Source organism: Streptomyces sp. NPDC034085 (assembly GCF_055575555.1).
The window spans coordinates 518,587-534,073 of the sequence record NZ_JBVISL010000005.1 but is presented as its reverse complement, the minus strand read 5'-3'; the positions used below and the strand labels follow the sequence as shown (position 1 = coordinate 534,073).

Here is a 15,487-nt window from a genome sequence, read left to right as displayed (position 1 = left end):
GGGGACCGCCCCCGGGTTCCCCGGGGGCGACACCGGTGACGGCCGGGGTCAGCCGCCGTAGACGTGCGGGGCGAGCGTGCCGACGAACGGCAGGTTGCGGTACTTCTCCGCGTAGTCGAGGCCGTAGCCGACGACGAACTCGTTCGGGATGTCGAAGCCGACCCACTCGACGTCGATGGCGACCTTCGCGGCCTCGGGCTTGCGCAGCAGCGTGACGACCTTCAGGGAGGCCGGCTGGCGGGAGCCCAGGTTCGACAGCAGCCAGGACAGGGTCAGGCCCGAGTCGATGATGTCCTCGACGATCAGGACGTGCTTGTCCTTGATGTCGGTGTCGAGGTCCTTGAGGATCCGCACCACGCCCGAGGACTGGGTCCCGGCGCCGTACGAGGACACCGCCATCCAGTCCATGGTGAGCGGGGTGGACAAGGCGCGCGCCAGGTCCGCCATCACCATCACGGCGCCCTTGAGCACACCGACGATGAGCAGGTCCTTGCCCGCGTACTCCGCGTCGATCTTCGCGGCCAGCTCGGCCAGCTTCGCGTCGATCTCTTCCTTGGTGATGAGCACCGACTGGAGGTCGTTGCCCATGTCCTTCTCGTCCACCCGCATCACTTTCGTTGTCGGCCGGGGCTCCGGGGGGTGTCCCCGGAGGACTCAGCCGTGTCTCAGCACCAATCAGCCCTGCCGGATGACAAGTCTGCCACCCTGCCGCTGGGCCTCGACGCGGCCGGGCAGGTTGATGGCGCCCTGGCCCCGCCATCCGGTGATGAGGCGGTCGACTTCCTCGATGTGCCGGGCGAAGAGGGAGCCGGCGGGCGAGCCCGCGGCGACGACGGCCCGGCGCAGCACCCGGCGGCGGACGGCGGGGGGCAGCGCGTACAGCTTGGCGCACTCCAGGCGGCCGTCCTCGTCGCGCACCCCCGCCTCGGCGTCGGCGGCCCACGCGTCGAGGGCGTCGGCGTCGTCCCGGGAGAGCTGTGCGGTACGGGCGAGCGCTTCCACGACTCCCTTGCCGAGCGCCTTCTCGAGGGCGGGCAGTCCCTCGTGGCGCAGCCGGGAGCGGGTGTAGGCGGGGTCGATGTTGTGCGGGTCGTCCCAGACCGGCAGGGACTGGACCATGCAGGCCTTGCGGGCGGTCTGCCGGTCCACCTGGAGGAAGGGGCGCCGGTAGCGCTTGGTGCGGCCGGGGGCCCCCGGGCCGCCCGACGCCTCCGCCATGCCGGAGAGCGAGCGGATGCCGGAGCCGCGGGCGAGGCCCAGCAGGACGGTTTCCGCCTGGTCGTCACGGGTGTGGCCGAGCAGCACCGCGCAGGCCCCCAGCCGGTCGGCGGCCTCGTCCAGGGCGGCGTACCGGGCGTCGCGGGCGGCGGCCTCGGGTCCGCCGTCGCGGCCGACGCGCACGGCGACGGACTCCACCGGGTCGAGGCGGAGCGCGGTCATGCGGGAGACGACCTCCGCGGCGCGCAGGTCGGAGCCGGGCTGGAGGCCGTGGTCGACGGTGATGCCGCCGGCCCGGACGCCAAGCTTGGGCGCCTCGAAGGCGAGGGCGGAGGCGAGCGCCATGGAGTCCGCGCCGCCGGAGCAGGCGACGAGGACGAGCGGCTGGGTGCCGGCCGTGGCGCGGGGTGCGGGACTGTCGGTGAGGTCGGTGAGGACGTCGTGGAGTACGCGGCGGACCGCCAGGCGTATCGCCGCGACCGCAGGATGGGGACCCATGTCCGGTGCCCTTCGTGGAGTTCGGATGCTCGGAGGCTTCGGGTGTTGCGCCGGGGAAGATGCGGAATGTCACTCAGAGTGCGTCGATGGTGACAGAACCGAGCCGTTCCCTGAGCATCGCACGCCCTTCCACGGCCCACGGTCCCTCGGAAGGGTGATGCTGCTTCCCCCAGTGAGACATGTTTACGCCTCCTGCTTCACCTTTCTCCGGTGTCCGCGCCCCCCTTGCGGTGCACCCGGGCCACCCACTCGGCGGGGCGGGCGATCTCGGCCTTGGTCGGCAGCGTGTTGGGCGAGGTCCACACCCGGTTGAAGCCCTCCATGCCGACCTGGCCGACGACGGCCCGGACGAAGCGCTCGCCGTCGCGGTACTGGCGCAGCTTGGCGTCCAGGCCCAGCAGCTTGCGCAGGGCGGCGTCGAGGCGGCCCGCGCCGCTGGCCCGGCGCTGCTGGAACTTCTCCCGGATCTCGGCGACGGAGGGGACCACGTCGGGGCCGACCCCGTCCATGACGAAGTCGGCGTGGCCCTCCAGCAGGGACATGACGGCGGTGAGCCGGGCGAGCACCTCGCGCTGCTCCGGGGTCTGGACGAGTTCGACCAGCGAACGCCCTTCGTCGCCGCGCTCGCCGTCGGCACGGGCTCCGGCGAAGGACTGGACGGCCTCGCGCAGCCGTTCGAGGACGGCTCCCGGTTCGAGTTCGGTGGCGCCGAGGAACGTCTGGATCTCGCCCTCCAGGTGGGCGCGCAGCCAGGGCACCGCCGTGAACTGGGTGCGGTGCGTCTCCTCGTGCAGGCAGACCCAGAGCCGGAAGTCGTGCGGGCTGACCTCCAGCTCGCGCTCGACGTGCACGATGTTCGGCGCGACGAGCAGCAGCCGGCCGCCGGTGGCGGCGCCGCCCGGCAGGTCGGGGCCGCCGGGCGCGAAGGTCTCGTACTGGCCGAGCACCCGGGAGGCCAGGAAGCTCAGCAGCATGCCCAGCTCGACGCCGGTGACCTTGCCGCCGACCGCGCCGATGACGGCGCCGCCGGGGGTGGCCGCGCGGCGGTCCTGCATCTTGCCGAGCAGCGGGCCGAGCAGTTCGCGGAAGCCCGCGACGTTGGCCCTGACCCAGCCGGCCCGGTCGACGACGAGGACGGGGGTGTCGGGGAGGGGGGACCCCTCGGGGATCATCCGGGTGAACGCGCGCACGTGCTCCTCGGAGGTCCTGGCGTGCCGGCGCAGTTCCGCCACCACGGCCCGGGCCTCGTCGCGGCTGACCTCCGGACCCGGCCTCACCAGCCGGGTCGCGGTCGCCACCGCGAGGTTCCAGTCGACCATCTCCGCACCACCGATGCTCGTCATGCGTCAACGGTACGTGGACCCGCGCCGTTGGGGGTCCCCCCGGACGGAGTCTGGGGGAGGATCCCCCTGGAGGTCAGGGGGTGGCGGCGACGGCCGCGGCCAGCTTGTCGAGGCCCTTCTCGGCAGCGGCCTTGTCGGGGGTGTTCGAGGCCAGGAAGGCGAAGGCCAGGAGCCGCCCGGACGGGTCCACGACGGTGCCGGCGAGGGAGTTCACCCCGTTCAGGGTGCCCGTCTTGGCGCGCACCAGGCCGGCCGCCGGTGAGGTCGCGGTGTTGCGGGCGCGCAGGGTCCCGGTGAAGCCGGCGACGGGCAGTCCGGTGAGGACCGGCCGCAGCTCGGGGTGGCGGGGGTCGGCGGCCTTGGCGAGGAGGGCCGTCAGGTGGCGGGTGCTGAGCCGGTCGGCCCGGTTGAGGCCGCTGCCGTCGGCGAAGCGGGAGCCGGTGAGGTCGAGGCCGAGGGAGGCCAGCTTCTCGGTGACGGCCTTCTCGGCGCCCTCGAAGCTGGCGGGCTGCCCCGCGGCGAGGGCGGTCTGGCGGGCGAGGGCCTCGGCAATGTCGTTGTCGCTGTTGGTCAGCATCCGCTCGACGAGCCCGGCGAGGGGGGTGGAGAGGGTGGTGGCCAGCGGCTGGGCCCCGGCGGGGGCCTTCGCCTTGGCGGGTTCGCCGCCCACCTTGATGCCGCGGTCGCGCAGCAGGGCGGCGAAGGCGCGGGCGGTGTCCTTGGAGGGGTCGCCGGTGCGCGCGACGGGTCCGGAGGTGGAGTCGTCGGGGCGTCCCTCGTCGGCGGTGAGGGCGGTGACGGGGGCGATGTTGGTGTTGTCGTTGAGGGGGTGGAGGACGGCGCCGGTGTAGAGGGAGTCGTCGTAGCCGAGGGTCACGGTGTCGGTGCCGGCGGCCTTGAGCGCCTGGGCGGTGTCGGCGGCGAGGGCCACGAGGCTGCCGCCGGATCCGGCGGGGCTCTTCTTCTTGGCGGTCAGGGACGGGTCGCCGCCGCCGACCAGGACGATCTCCCCGGGCCCGGCGCCCGGGGTCACGGTGGTCCGGATGCGGTGTTCGGGGCCGAGGGCGGCCAGGGCCGCGCTCGCCGTGGCGATCTTGACGGTGGAGGCCGGGGTCATGGCCTCGCCCGCGCCCGACTCGTAGAGCACCTGGCCCGTCGCGGTGTCGACCACCGAGGCCCCGCGCACCGTGCCCAGCGCGGGGTCCGCCAGCAGGGGCGCCAGGGCACCGGCGAGCGTGCCGCCGCCGGCGGGCGCGGCGTTCGCGGTGCGCGGGGCGAGCCCGGCCAGGACGCCGGGGGCGCTGGGCGCGGTCCGCGGCAGGCCCCCGGCGGCGTGATCTGCGCCACCCGTACCGCTCCAGGAGGCGGCCCTGTCCCGCTCGGCCTTACGCTGGCCGGAGTCCCATGGACCGGCGGCGGCCACCGTCACCGCCGAGAGGGCGAGGCCGGCGACGGCCGACCCCGCGATGAGCTGCCACGTCTTGACCAATGGCACCTCGGACCAGCCCCTTTCGCGATCACACATATGCGTGAGGGACACTTAACCACTGCGTCTTGCCGCGAGCATGGCACCCCACCCGGCTGGGGGTACTCCCCCAGCCTCCGGCCGGGGGTACCCCCCACCCAGCGGTAGCCGGGGAGGGCTGGGCCGGACGCGCTATCACTCGAAGCAGTCAAGCTTCGGCACGAGGCCGGAGCTGATCATGGAGGAGCAGGACGTGGAGTTCGACGTCACCATCGAGATCCCCAAGGGTTCGCGGAACAAGTACGAGGTGGACCACGAGACCGGCCGGATCCGTCTGGACCGTCGCCTCTTCACCTCGACCAGCTACCCGACGGACTACGGCTTCGTCGAGAACACCCTCGGCGAGGACGGCGACCCGCTGGACGCGCTGGTCATCCTGGACGAGCCGACCTTCCCGGGCTGCCTGATCAAGTGCCGCGCGATCGGCATGTTCCGCATGACGGACGAGGCGGGCGGCGACGACAAGCTGCTGTGCGTGCCGGCGTCCGACCCGCGTGTCGAGCACCTGCGCGACATCCACCACATCTCCGAGTTCGACCGCCTGGAGATCCAGCACTTCTTCGAGGTCTACAAGGACCTGGAGCCGGGCAAGTCGGTCGAGGGCGCGAACTGGGTCGGCCGCACCGAGGCCGAGGCCGAGATCGAGGCCTCGTACAAGCGCCTGGAGGCGCAGGGCGGCCACCACTGAGGCTCCGCGACGCCCGCCCGCAGCGGGCGGCACCCCCACCCCGGGGGCGCCGCCCGCTGCGGCGTTCCCGGCCCCGGGACAACACACCTAGGCCCACCGGGAGCGCGCGCGCCGCGGGCCCGGCCTTCTTTCGCCACGGACGAAACGATTCCGCATACTGATACCGCCAGGTGATCAAGGGTGGGAGGATGCGTGGCGCAGGCCGAAGGGCCCGGTCCCGAGGACCGGAAGCCGAAGTCCGACGAGGCGCGCAGCGCGTTCACCGCCCCGCCCGGGATGGAACCCGAGGTCCCGGACGACGACCAGCCGACCTCCGAGTTCGCCGTCCCCGACGGCATGGGCCCCGACGCGTTCCCCGCCGAGCCCGAGGGCTCCGCCTTCGCCACCCCGGCCACCTACAGCGCCAGCCACTCCCCACCCGCCCACACCCCCCTCCCGGCCCCCGGCTTCCCCGTCTCCTCCCCCTGGCAGGACCGGATGCGCACCATGCTGCGCATGCCGGTGGACGTCCGCCCCGTGCCCGAGCCGGTCCAGAAGCAGAGCGAGTCCGGCCCCGCCGTGGGCCGCGTGCTCGACCTCACCCTGCGCATCGGCGAGCTGCTGCTCGCGGGCGGCGAGGGGGCCGAGGACGTGGAGGCCGCGATGTTCGCGGTGGCCCGCTCCTACGGGCTCGACCGCTGCGAGCCCACCGTCACCTTCACCCTGCTGTCGATCACCCACCAGCCCTCCCTGGTGGGGGACCCCGTCTCCGCGAACCGCACGGTGCGCCGCCGCGGCACCGACTACACCCGCCTCGCCGCCGTCTTCCGGCTGGTGGCCGACATCAGCACGCCCGACGTCGAGGTCTCCCTCGAGGAGGCCTACCGCCGCCTCGCCGTGATCCGCCGCAACCGCCACCCGTACCCCACCTGGGTGCTCACCGCCGCCGCCGGACTGCTCGCCGGGGCCGCCTCCACCCTCGTCGGCGGCGGGGTGACCGTCTTCTTCTGCGCCGCCCTCGGCGCCGTCCTCGGCGACCGCCTGGCCTGGTACTTCGCCGGCCGCGGGCTGCCGGAGTTCTACCAGTTCGTCGTCGCGGCGATGCCCCCGGCGGCGATCGGCGTGGCCCTGAAGATCGCCGAGTTCGACGTCCGCGCCTCCGCCGTGATCACCGGCGGCCTGTTCGCGCTGCTGCCCGGACGGGCCCTGGTCGCGGCCGTCCAGGACGGCCTGACCGGCTTCTACATCACCGCCTCCGCCCGCCTGCTGGAGGTGATGTACCTGTTCATCGGGATCGTGGTCGGCGTACTGGTCGTGATCTACGTGGGCCTCCAGTTCGGCGCCTCGCCGAACCCGGACGAGGTGCTCCAGATCCCGCACCGGCCGGTGCTCCAGATCTTCGCCTCGATGGTCCTGGTGTTCACCTTCGCGATCCTGCTCCAGCAGGAGCGCTCCACCGTGTGGATCGTGACCCTCAACGGCGGGGTCGCCTGGGTCACCTTCGGCGCGCTGCGGGCCGCGGAGCTGCCGCCGGTGCCGTCCACGGCCATCGCGGCCGGGCTGGTGGGCCTGTTCGGGCAGCTCTTCTCCCGCTACCGGTTCGCCTCCGCCCTGCCGTACGTGACGGCGGCCATCGGGCCGCTGCTGCCGGGCTCGGCCACGTACTACGGGCTGCTCTCGATCGCCGAGAACCGGCTGGACGCGGGGCTCGCCTCGCTCACCAACGCCGCCGCCATCGCCCTCGCGATCGCGGTCGGGGTGAACCTCGGCTCGGAGACCTCCCGCCTCTTCATGCGGATCCCCGGCGCGGGCAGCGCGGCCAAGCGCCGGGCCGCGGCGAAGCGCACCCGCGGCTTCTGAGGCGCCCGCCGGCGTCCGGGTACGCGTACGCCCCGGAGACGGGCCGTCTCCGGGGCGCAGGGGGCTCTGGCGGGGCCGTCAGCGCTTGGCGTGGCGGCCGCGCTGGCCGGGGGCCGGCGGCTGCTGGTCCTGCTGCGGGTACCCGGGCTGCTGCGCGGGGGCCTCGGCCGCGTCGGTCTTCTTGGTCCTGCGGGACTTCAGCACCTCGAAGACCACCGGGATCACGGAGATCAGCACGATGCCGATGAAGATCGCCTCGACGTTCTTCTTGATGACCTCGAACTGGCCCAGCTGGTAGCCGAGGCAGGTGACACCCGCACCCCAGAGGACGCCGCCGATGATGTTGAAGGTCAGGAAGGTCCGGTACCTCATCGCGCCGGCGCCCGCCACCATCGGCGCGAACGTGCGGATCAGCGGCACGAAACGGGCCAGCACGATCGCCTTGGGGCCGTGCTTCTCCATGAAGTCGTGCGCCGCGTCCAGGTTCTCCCGCTTGAACACCTTGCTGTTCGGCCGGTTGAACAGCTTCGGGCCGAAGAACTTGCCGAGCAGGTATCCCACCTGGTCGCCGAGGATCGCGGACGCCGCGATCATCGTGCAGACCAGCCACAGCGGCTGGGTGATGTCGCCGCTGGCGACGAACAGACCGCCGGTGAACAGCAGGGAGTCGCCGGGCAGGAACGCGAAGAAGCCCGATTCCGCGAAGACGATGACCAGGATGCCGATCAGGCCGAATTGCCCGATCAGGTACTCCGGGGACAGCCACTCGGGGCCGAGGGCAAGCGTGTAGAGGGGTTCCACGTTTCCGGGCTCTCCTGGATCAGGGGGACGTCTGCGGTGGGGGACGCGACGAGGCAGGCGGTCTCAATTATGAACGCACACCGCCCCCACCGGGTTCCAGGGACCGGAGGGGGCGGTATCGGGAGAGGACCGGTTACGCCTTGCGCACCGCGTTCGCCGTGATCGCGTCCCGCAGGTGCTCGGCGACGCCGGCCCCCATCGAGTCGTAGTACGCCTTGAAGCGCTCGTCCGCGACGTACATGTCACCCAGGCAGGTGTGCATCTCGTACGGGCAGTCGTAGTACCACTTCCCGATGTGCAGGCGGTGCTCCTCGGCCAGGTCCATGGCCGCCTCGCCCTCGGCCGGTGCGCCGTCCGCCACCAGGGCCGCGTAGCGGGCGCCCCAGTCGGCGACCTCGTCCTGGATCCGCTTCCAGTCGTCCTTGGTGTACGTGGCGGCCCGGCGCTGCGACTCGGCGTAGGCCTCCGTGCCGCCCCAGCGCTGCTCGGCCTCCTCGGCGTACTGCTCGGGGTCCTTGTCCCCGAAGACCTCGAACCGCTCCTCGGGCGTGAGGTTGATGCCCATCTTCTTCGCCTCCATGGCGTGCTCAACGGCCTTGGCCATCTGCTGGAGCCGGGCGATCCGCTCGGACAGGAGGGCGTGCTGCCGGCGCAGGTGCTCCCTCGGGTCCGATGTCGGATCGTCCAGCAGGACCGCGACCTCGTCGAGCGGGAAGCCGAGCTCCCGGTAGAACAGGATCTGCTGCAGCCGGTCCAGGTCGGCGTCGTCGTAACGCCGGTGTCCCGCGCCGCTGCGGCCGCTCGGGGAGAGCAGGCCGATCTCGTCGTAGTGGTGCAGGGTGCGCACCGTCACTCCGGCGAAACCGGCGACCTGGCCCACGGAGTAGCCCATCGCTTTCCGCTCCTCTGGTTGGGTACGCCCTCCACTGTGGTTCCTCACGCCGCGTGAGGTGCAAGTCCTCTTCCCGAAGAGGGGCGCCGGCGGGGGGTCAGCCCATCGCCTTGGTGCCGTCCAGGGACTCCCGGATGATGTCGGCGTGGCCCGCGTGCCGGGCGATCTCCTCCACCAGGTGCAGCAGCATCCAGCGCATCGAGACCTTGCCGTTCTCGGGGAACCAGGGCGCGGGGGGCAGCGGGAAGCTGTCGTCCAGGCTGGGGACGGCCGCGATGAAGGCCTCCGTCTCCGCCCGGACCCCGTCCCAGAAGGCCAGCAGGCCGGGGACGGTCTCGTCGCCGAGCAGCCGGAAGCCGTCGGCGTAGTCCCGGCGGTCGCGCATGATCTCGTTCTCCCGCCGCTGCGCCATCCGCAGCCAGCCGAGCTCCATCTCGGCCACGTGCTTGAGCAGCCCGGACAGGGACAGCTCGCTGGCGCTGGGCCGGCTCGCCGCCTGCTCCTCGGTCACCCCCTCCAGGGCCTCCCGGATCGCCCGGCGCTGGGCCTCGACGAAGGTGAGGAGCGTGCCGCGCTCGTCGCCCGGGACCTCTTCGGAAAGCTGAGCCATGACCAACCGCCTTTGTCCGTGTGCTGCGTGCCGTCTGCTGCTGACGAGAAACACGTTACGGCGGCTTGCGGTCAGCCTCTGTCCTCAATCGCCGCCCGGGACGGATCCCCTCCTGCCCCGGCGCGTCCCGCCTAGAAGGGGAACTGCGTGCGGCCGTGCTGGACCGAGATCCACTTCTGGGTGGTGAAGGCCTCCACCGTCGCCTCGCCGCCCAGCCGTCCGAGACCCGAGGCCTTCTCGCCGCCGAAGGCCGCGAGCGGCTCGTCGCCGATGGTGGAGTCGTTGACGTGGATCATGCCCGTCTCGATGCGCCGCGCGAAGCGGACGCCGCGCTCCACGTCGCGGGTGTGCACGGCGCCGCTCAGCCCGTACGGGGTGGCGTTGGCCAGGCGTACGGCCTCCTCCTCGCCGTCGAAGACCACCAGCAGGGCGACGGGGCCGAAGATCTCCTGGCGCAGCAGCGGGGAGTCCTCCGGGAGCCCGGCGAGGACGGTCGGCTCGACCAGGTTGCCGCGCGTAGACCCCCGTACGAGCACCCGCGCCCCGGATTCCACGGCGCGGTCCACGAGCGCGGTCAGGGCGTCGGCCTGGAAGGAGTTGATGAGGGGGCCGATGTGGGTGTCGGCCTCGCGGGGGTCGCCGGTCTTCAGGGCCCGCACGCGGGCGGTGAACTTCTCGGTGAACTCCTCGGCGAGGGCCGCGTCGACGAGGATCCGGTTGGCCGCCATGCAGACCTGGCCCTGGAAGACGAAGCGGCTGAAGACGGCCGCGTCCACCGCGTAGTCGACGTCGGCGTCGTCGAGGACGACCAGGGCGCTGTTGCCGCTCAGTTCGAGGACGGTGCGCTTGAAGTGGCGGGCGGCGACCGAGCCGACGTGGCGGCCGGTGCGGTCGGAGCCGGCGAAGGAGATGACCTTGGGGACGGGGTGGGTCAGGATCGCGTCGCCTATCTCGGCGATGTCCGTGACCAGCACGTTCAGCAGTCCGGCCGGCAGGCCCGCGTCCTCGAAGATCTTGGCGATGATCCCGCCGCCCGCCACCGGGGCGTTCTGGTTCGGCTTGATCACGACCGCGTTGCCCAGGGCCAGGGCCGGGGCGACCGACTTCAGGGTGACCAGGAACGGGAAGTTGAAGGGGCTGATGACGGCCACCACGCCGACCGGGAGGCGCTGGACCCGGTTCTCCTTGCCCGCGACCGGCGAGGGGAGGATGCGGCCCTCGGGGCGGACGGCCAGCTGCACCGCCTCGCGCAGGAACTCCATCGCGAGGTGGACCTCGTACTCGGCCTTGGGACGGGTCCCGCCGAGCTCGTCGATCATCGCCTCGACGATCTCCTTGCGGCGCTCCTCCGTGATGCGCAGGGCGCGCTCCAGGACGGTGCGTCTCGCGTGGGGGCCGGTGGCCGCCCAGTCCCGCTGGGCCCGCTCGGCCGCGCGGTAGGCCTGGTCGACCTGCTCGACGGTGGCCACGGTGATGGCCGCGAGCTTCTCCCCGTTGTAGGGGTTGACGTCGATGATGTCCCACGAACCGGTGCCAGCCAGCCATTCGCCGTCGATGTACTGGTGAGCCAGGTCGGTGAATATGGACATGCCATCCCTTACTGCGAGCGCGCACCCCTGCGCTGCACCGGAGACCGATCGGTCATCTTCATGCACTGATCAGACGTCATAGTACGTGCGGATCAAGACAGTTGGAGCAGACCGCGCAGAAGGTCCCGGGTCTGTCCGGGGTCCGGGCAGTCGGCCTGGAGCCGCTCCATCGCCCGTGCGTACTGCGCCACTTCCTCTTCTTTGTCCAGGTAGAGCGCGCTGGTCAGCTGTTCCAGATAGACGATGTCCTGGAGGTCGGACTCGGGGAAGCGCAGCAGGGTGAAGGCTCCGCTCTCGCCCGCGTGGCCGCCGAAGGAGAAGGGCATCACCTGGAGCCGCACGTTGGGGCGCTGGCTGATCTCGATGAGGTGTTCGAGCTGGCCGCGCATCACGTCCCGGTCGCCGTACGGACGGCGCAGCGCGGCCTCGTCGAGGACCGCGTGGAAGACCGGGGCGTTCTCGGAGACCAGCACCTTCTGGCGCTCCAGCCTCAGCGCGACGCGGCGGTCGATCTCGGCGGCGCCGGCACCCGGCATGCCGCGGCGCACGACGGCCTGCGCGTACGCCTCCGTCTGCAACAGGCCGTGCACGAACTGCACTTCGTAGATGCGGATGAGGGAGGCGGCGCCCTCCAGCCCGATGTACGTCTGGAACCACCCGGGCAGCACGTCGCCGTAGCTGTGCCACCAGCCGGCCGCGTTGGCCTCGCGGACCAGGCCGAGCAGGGACTCCCGCTCGGCGCCGTCGGTGACCCCGTAGAGCGTGAGGAGGTCCTCCACGTCCCTGGCCTTGAAGCTCACCCTTCCCAACTCCAAGCGGCTGATCTTCGATTCGGATGCGCGGATCGAGTAGCCGGCCGCCTCACGGGTGATGCCGCGGGATTCTCGGAGTCGCCTGAGCTGTGAGCCCAGGAGGATGCGGCGCACCACAGAACCGCTGGCTTCTGCGGTCACTAGTACTGCCCTCCCCATCGCAAAGGTGTGCGCGTGGTGTGCGCGTGCGTGCCTCGGGGCCCCCGCACCCCGGTGCCGCAGTCTGCCACCAAAACGCATCGGCCCGTACTCGTTCTGTAACGGAATCCGGCGTCCCGGAAAAGAAGTCCGTAAGTATGCGTAGGAAGAAATGAGCAAGAACCGTCACGGGAGCGGACAGGTCCGGCGCGTGCACGTGCATCTGCCCTTGCATCCGGCTTCGGCATTGGGAACGATGGTGCCGCGCACCTGCGTGCTCTTCGCGCCGGCGCGGGACCCACCCCGCAGTTCTCTTTGGACGGAGCCGCCCGCTTCGTCCGCGAATCCCGGGAGTGCCTCGCATGGGGACGAATGGATCGACCATGCTCGAGCCGTTACGGCAGGGGCTGCCCCCGGTCGACCCCTCGGCCGTCTCCGGGTCCGCCTCCTGCGCCTTGCCCGCCCGCTTCGAAGCGGTGCGCGGCGCCCGCTCCTTCACCCGGTCCACCCTGTCGCAGTGGGGCCTGGACGAACGCTTCGACGACGTCTCCCTCGTCGTCTCCGAACTCGTCACCAACGCCCTGCGCCACGCCCTTCCGGACGAGGCGCGTCCCTGCGGGGCCGAGCCGGAGGCGGCGGTACGGCTGCACCTGATGCGGTGGAGCACGCGTCTGGTGTGCGCGGTGCGGGACCCGAGCGAGGAACGGCCGGGCGGCTCCTTCGCACCGGAGCGCACGGACGAGAACTGCGACCTGGAGTCGGGGCGGGGGCTGTTCCTCGTGGACTCCTACAGCGACAGCTGGGGCTGGCACCCGCTCGCGGGGCGGCTGACCGGCAAGGTGGTCTGGGCGCTCTTCCTGCTCCCGGCCTGACCGCTCCGCACCCGCCCGCCCGCCACCGCATCCGCATCCGCTCGGCCCACTGGCCGGGACCGGTCACCTGACCGGTCCCGGCCAGTGCACGTGCATGGCTCGATCGGTGCGCTGTTCCTCAGGGGATTCGCGTCGGCCGTCGGCTGTTCTCGCGTCGGCCGGCGACTGGGCGGCGGGTCGTCAGGTGGGACAGGGTGATCAGGTGATCAGGTGATCAGGCGATCAGGTGGTCGAACTCGCCGTCCTTCACGCCCAGCAGCAGCGCCTCGATCTCGGCGGGCGTGTACACGAGCGCCGGTCCGTCCGGGAAGCGCGAATTGCGCATGGCGACATCGCCCCCGGGCAGCCTGGCGAACTCCACACAGGAACCCTGCGAGTTGCTGTGTCTGCTCTTCTGCCAGTTCAGCTCGTACAAGGAAGTGAGTTCTGCAGCTGCCATCCCGTTGTACGCGTGGTCCACAGGAAGCCCCCGATAGTGCAGATGTCAACTGCACCGGATCATAGCTGTGTTCCCCACCGCATGCATGGGCAGATGCACGTGCACGCGCGGTGCTCCGCCCCTCACTGTTGATCACCAAGTGGGGCGGTTCAGGGCCGCAGCGCCTCCGACACATCCTCCAGCGCGCCCAGCAGCTGCTCCGCCGCCCCGCGCAGGACCCCGGGCCCGGGCGCCTCCGCATCGGCCAGCAGCTCCCGGACCCCGTCCCACCGCGGGACCCGCCGCTCCCGCACCGCCCCCGCGCCCGCCCGCGTCGCCTCGCGCACCGCCCGCGCCAGCTCCGCCGCCCAGGGCACCGGGGCGTGGGACCGGTCGGGGAGGTGGGCCTCCAGCAGCATGGCGTTGCGGCCCAGCGCCGCCAGCGCGTCCCCCGCGCCCTCGGCCGCCGCCCGGGACAGCCCCCGGTGACGCACCGGCTCCCCCTCCGCCCGTACGAGCGCCTCCTGCCAGGCGATCCGCGCGTCCCGGGCCGCCAGCAGGGCCTCCCGCACGTCGGCGCGCCGCGCCCCGGCCGGGTCGGCGTACTGCCCGAGCACGGCGGCCGCGTACCGCCCGTCGGCGGCGAGCCAGTCGGCGAGGCGGGTGCGCAGCCGCGGGGTCTCCCAGGCGGGGTAGACCGCGTAGGCGAGCATCGCCACCACCCCGCCGACGAGGGTGAGGGCGATCCGGTCGGGCACGGTCTGGTCCCAGCGCACGCCGCCCATGCCGAGCAGGAAGACCACGTACGCGGAGACGAAGAGCTGCGCGACGGCGTACCCGGTGCGCATCAGGACGTACATCAGCCCCGCACTGACCACCGCCAGCAGGCCCGACAGGTACATCCCCGGCTGCGCCAGCTGCACGATCGCGGTGGCCACGCCCACCCCGACCAGGGTCCCGGCGAAGCGGGCGACGGCCCGGGCCCAGGTCTGCGTGAAGTCGGGCCGCATCACCATCACCGAGGCCATCGGCGCCCAGTACGCGTGCCCGAACGGCAGCGCGTGCCCGACGAGGTAGCCCGCGCAGGCCGCCGCCGTGACCCGCACGGCGTGCCGCAGCACGGGCGATCCGGGGCGCAGCTCGGCCCGTACGTCCTTCAGCACCAGCGGCACCAGGGCGGGCAGGGTGGGCCGCAGCATGGCCTCGGCGGGGTCGGCGGTGCGCCCGGAGCGCGGCTCGGCCGTCTCCCGTACGTCGTCCAGCAGGGCGGCGAGCCTGCGCGCGGCCCGCAGCGGCGCGCCGGTGAACACCTCCGGCAGGTCGGGGGCCTTCAGCGCGGCCGCCGCCGGCCCGGGCAGGCGCAGGGGGTCCCCGTGGCGGATCGCGTGCGCGGCGGCGTCGAGCACCGCCCCGGCGGCGTCCAGCAGCTCCCGCACCCGTTCGCGCGCCGGGCCTTCGGCGGGGGCCCCGACGGCCGGGTCGGCGAGCGAGGCCAGCACGGGCCGGATCCGCTCCGCGAGCCCCCGCGCCCCGTGCAGCTCGGCGGGCCGCCGCCGGGCCTGCCGGACGGTGACGGCGGCGGCGGCGCGGGCCTTCATCAGGGGCGCCGGGTCGAAGGGGCAGAGGGGGTCGTGCCGCAGCCGGCGGGCGTAGTCCGCCTCGGCGGCGAGGGCGTCGGCCAGGGCGTCGCGCTGGGCGCCCCAGCGGCGGACGGGGAACAGCACGATCAGCAGCGCCTGCACCACCCCGCCGGCGGCGATCACGGCGGCGTGCCCGGCGGCCTGCGGGACGGAGGTCGGCAGGGTGACGGTGACCAGCATGATCGCCACGTTGCCGGAGGCGATGATCCCGGCGGTGGGCCCGGCCGCCCACAGCAGCCCGGCCGCGAAGGCCCAGGCGGCGAGGAGGAGCAGAAAGAGCCCGGTGTGGGAGGAGCCGACCAGGTACCCGGTGAAGGTCGAGACGGCCAGGGTCAGCCCGGAGGCGAGGGCGAGGGCGGGGCGCGGGCGCCAGCTCTGCTGAAAGGTGGCGATGGCGGCCATGAACGCCCCGAAGGCGGAACTGGCGGCGGCCCCGGGGCCCAGGAACGCCAGCCCGGCGCCGATGACGATCGCCAGCCCCACGGCGGCCCGTAAGGCGACGAGCGGCTCCAACCGTGCCCGCTCGACCGCCACGCCCGCCCGCGCGGTGTCCTTCAGCGCGCGGAGCCAGCCCATGGGACCGAGCGTAACGGCTGCCCCATTC

The 15,487-nt window shown here is 72.6% G+C and carries 14 protein-coding genes; 3 read left to right on the top strand and 11 right to left on the bottom strand.

Going from position 1 to position 15,487, the window contains the following annotated elements; genetic code table 11:
* Positions 1-48: 48 nt before the first annotated feature.
* The 4 genes from hpt to dacB form a co-directional block, all read right to left on the bottom strand.
* Complete coding sequence (hpt, locus tag ACZ501_RS21175; protein ID WP_007264874.1) at positions 49-609, bottom strand: hypoxanthine phosphoribosyltransferase; 561 nt, start codon at positions 607-609, stop codon at positions 49-51.
* A 66-nt stretch (positions 610-675) separates the two neighbouring features.
* Positions 676-1,716, bottom strand: coding sequence for a tRNA lysidine(34) synthetase TilS (gene tilS, locus ACZ501_RS21170; RefSeq protein ID WP_361600821.1), 1,041 nt, complete (start codon positions 1,714-1,716; stop codon positions 676-678).
* A 197-nt stretch (positions 1,717-1,913) separates the two neighbouring features.
* Positions 1,914-3,059 (bottom strand): zinc-dependent metalloprotease, encoded by a 1,146-nt coding sequence (locus tag ACZ501_RS21165; RefSeq protein ID WP_361600818.1) that lies wholly within the window; start codon positions 3,057-3,059, stop codon positions 1,914-1,916.
* 73 nt (positions 3,060-3,132) lie between these two features.
* Entirely contained in the window at positions 3,133-4,554 is a 1,422-nt protein-coding gene (dacB, locus tag ACZ501_RS21160) for a D-alanyl-D-alanine carboxypeptidase/D-alanyl-D-alanine endopeptidase (RefSeq protein ID WP_468797278.1), read from the bottom strand.
* A gap of 223 nt (positions 4,555-4,777) precedes the next feature.
* Between dacB and ACZ501_RS21155 the strand changes: the two genes are divergently transcribed.
* Entirely contained in the window at positions 4,778-5,272 is a 495-nt protein-coding gene (locus ACZ501_RS21155; protein ID WP_361600844.1) for an inorganic diphosphatase, read from the top strand.
* Positions 5,273-5,464: 192 nt separating this feature from the next.
* A complete protein-coding gene (locus ACZ501_RS21150; protein WP_361600812.1) occupies positions 5,465-7,111 on the top strand; it encodes a threonine/serine exporter family protein in 1,647 nt (548 codons plus the stop codon).
* Between the two features lie 78 nt (positions 7,112-7,189).
* Here ACZ501_RS21150 and ACZ501_RS21145 read toward each other — a convergent pair whose 3' ends face one another.
* The 5 genes from ACZ501_RS21145 to ACZ501_RS21125 all read right to left on the bottom strand — a co-directional run bounded on the left by ACZ501_RS21145 (position 7,190) and on the right by ACZ501_RS21125 (position 11,974).
* Positions 7,190-7,912 carry a DedA family protein gene (locus ACZ501_RS21145; RefSeq protein WP_361600809.1) on the bottom strand — a complete coding sequence of 241 codons (723 nt, stop codon included), beginning with the start codon at positions 7,910-7,912 and terminating at the stop codon, positions 7,190-7,192.
* Positions 7,913-8,045: 133 nt separating this feature from the next.
* On the bottom strand, positions 8,046-8,804 hold the full coding sequence (locus tag ACZ501_RS21140) for a MerR family transcriptional regulator (RefSeq protein ID WP_361600806.1): 759 nt from the start codon (positions 8,802-8,804) through the stop codon (positions 8,046-8,048).
* 97 nt (positions 8,805-8,901) lie between these two features.
* Complete coding sequence (locus ACZ501_RS21135; RefSeq protein WP_361600803.1) at positions 8,902-9,414, bottom strand: DinB family protein; 513 nt, start codon at positions 9,412-9,414, stop codon at positions 8,902-8,904.
* Positions 9,415-9,545: 131 nt separating this feature from the next.
* Positions 9,546-11,003, bottom strand: a complete 1,458-nt coding sequence (locus ACZ501_RS21130; protein ID WP_468797276.1) for an aldehyde dehydrogenase family protein — start codon at positions 11,001-11,003, stop codon at positions 9,546-9,548.
* A gap of 92 nt (positions 11,004-11,095) precedes the next feature.
* Positions 11,096-11,974, bottom strand: a complete 879-nt coding sequence (locus ACZ501_RS21125; RefSeq protein WP_361600797.1) for a helix-turn-helix domain-containing protein — start codon at positions 11,972-11,974, stop codon at positions 11,096-11,098.
* 362 nt (positions 11,975-12,336) lie between these two features.
* Between ACZ501_RS21125 and ACZ501_RS21120 the strand changes: the two genes are divergently transcribed.
* Positions 12,337-12,825 (top strand): ATP-binding protein, encoded by a 489-nt coding sequence (locus ACZ501_RS21120; RefSeq protein WP_362460121.1) that lies wholly within the window; start codon positions 12,337-12,339, stop codon positions 12,823-12,825.
* Between the two features lie 214 nt (positions 12,826-13,039).
* Here ACZ501_RS21120 and ACZ501_RS21115 read toward each other — a convergent pair whose 3' ends face one another.
* Positions 13,040-13,285 (bottom strand): DUF397 domain-containing protein, encoded by a 246-nt coding sequence (locus tag ACZ501_RS21115; RefSeq protein ID WP_361600792.1) that lies wholly within the window; start codon positions 13,283-13,285, stop codon positions 13,040-13,042.
* Positions 13,286-13,413: 128 nt separating this feature from the next.
* Positions 13,414-15,459 carry an FUSC family protein gene (locus tag ACZ501_RS21110; RefSeq protein ID WP_468797274.1) on the bottom strand — a complete coding sequence of 682 codons (2,046 nt, stop codon included), beginning with the start codon at positions 15,457-15,459 and terminating at the stop codon, positions 13,414-13,416.
* Positions 15,460-15,487 lie beyond the last annotated feature (28 nt).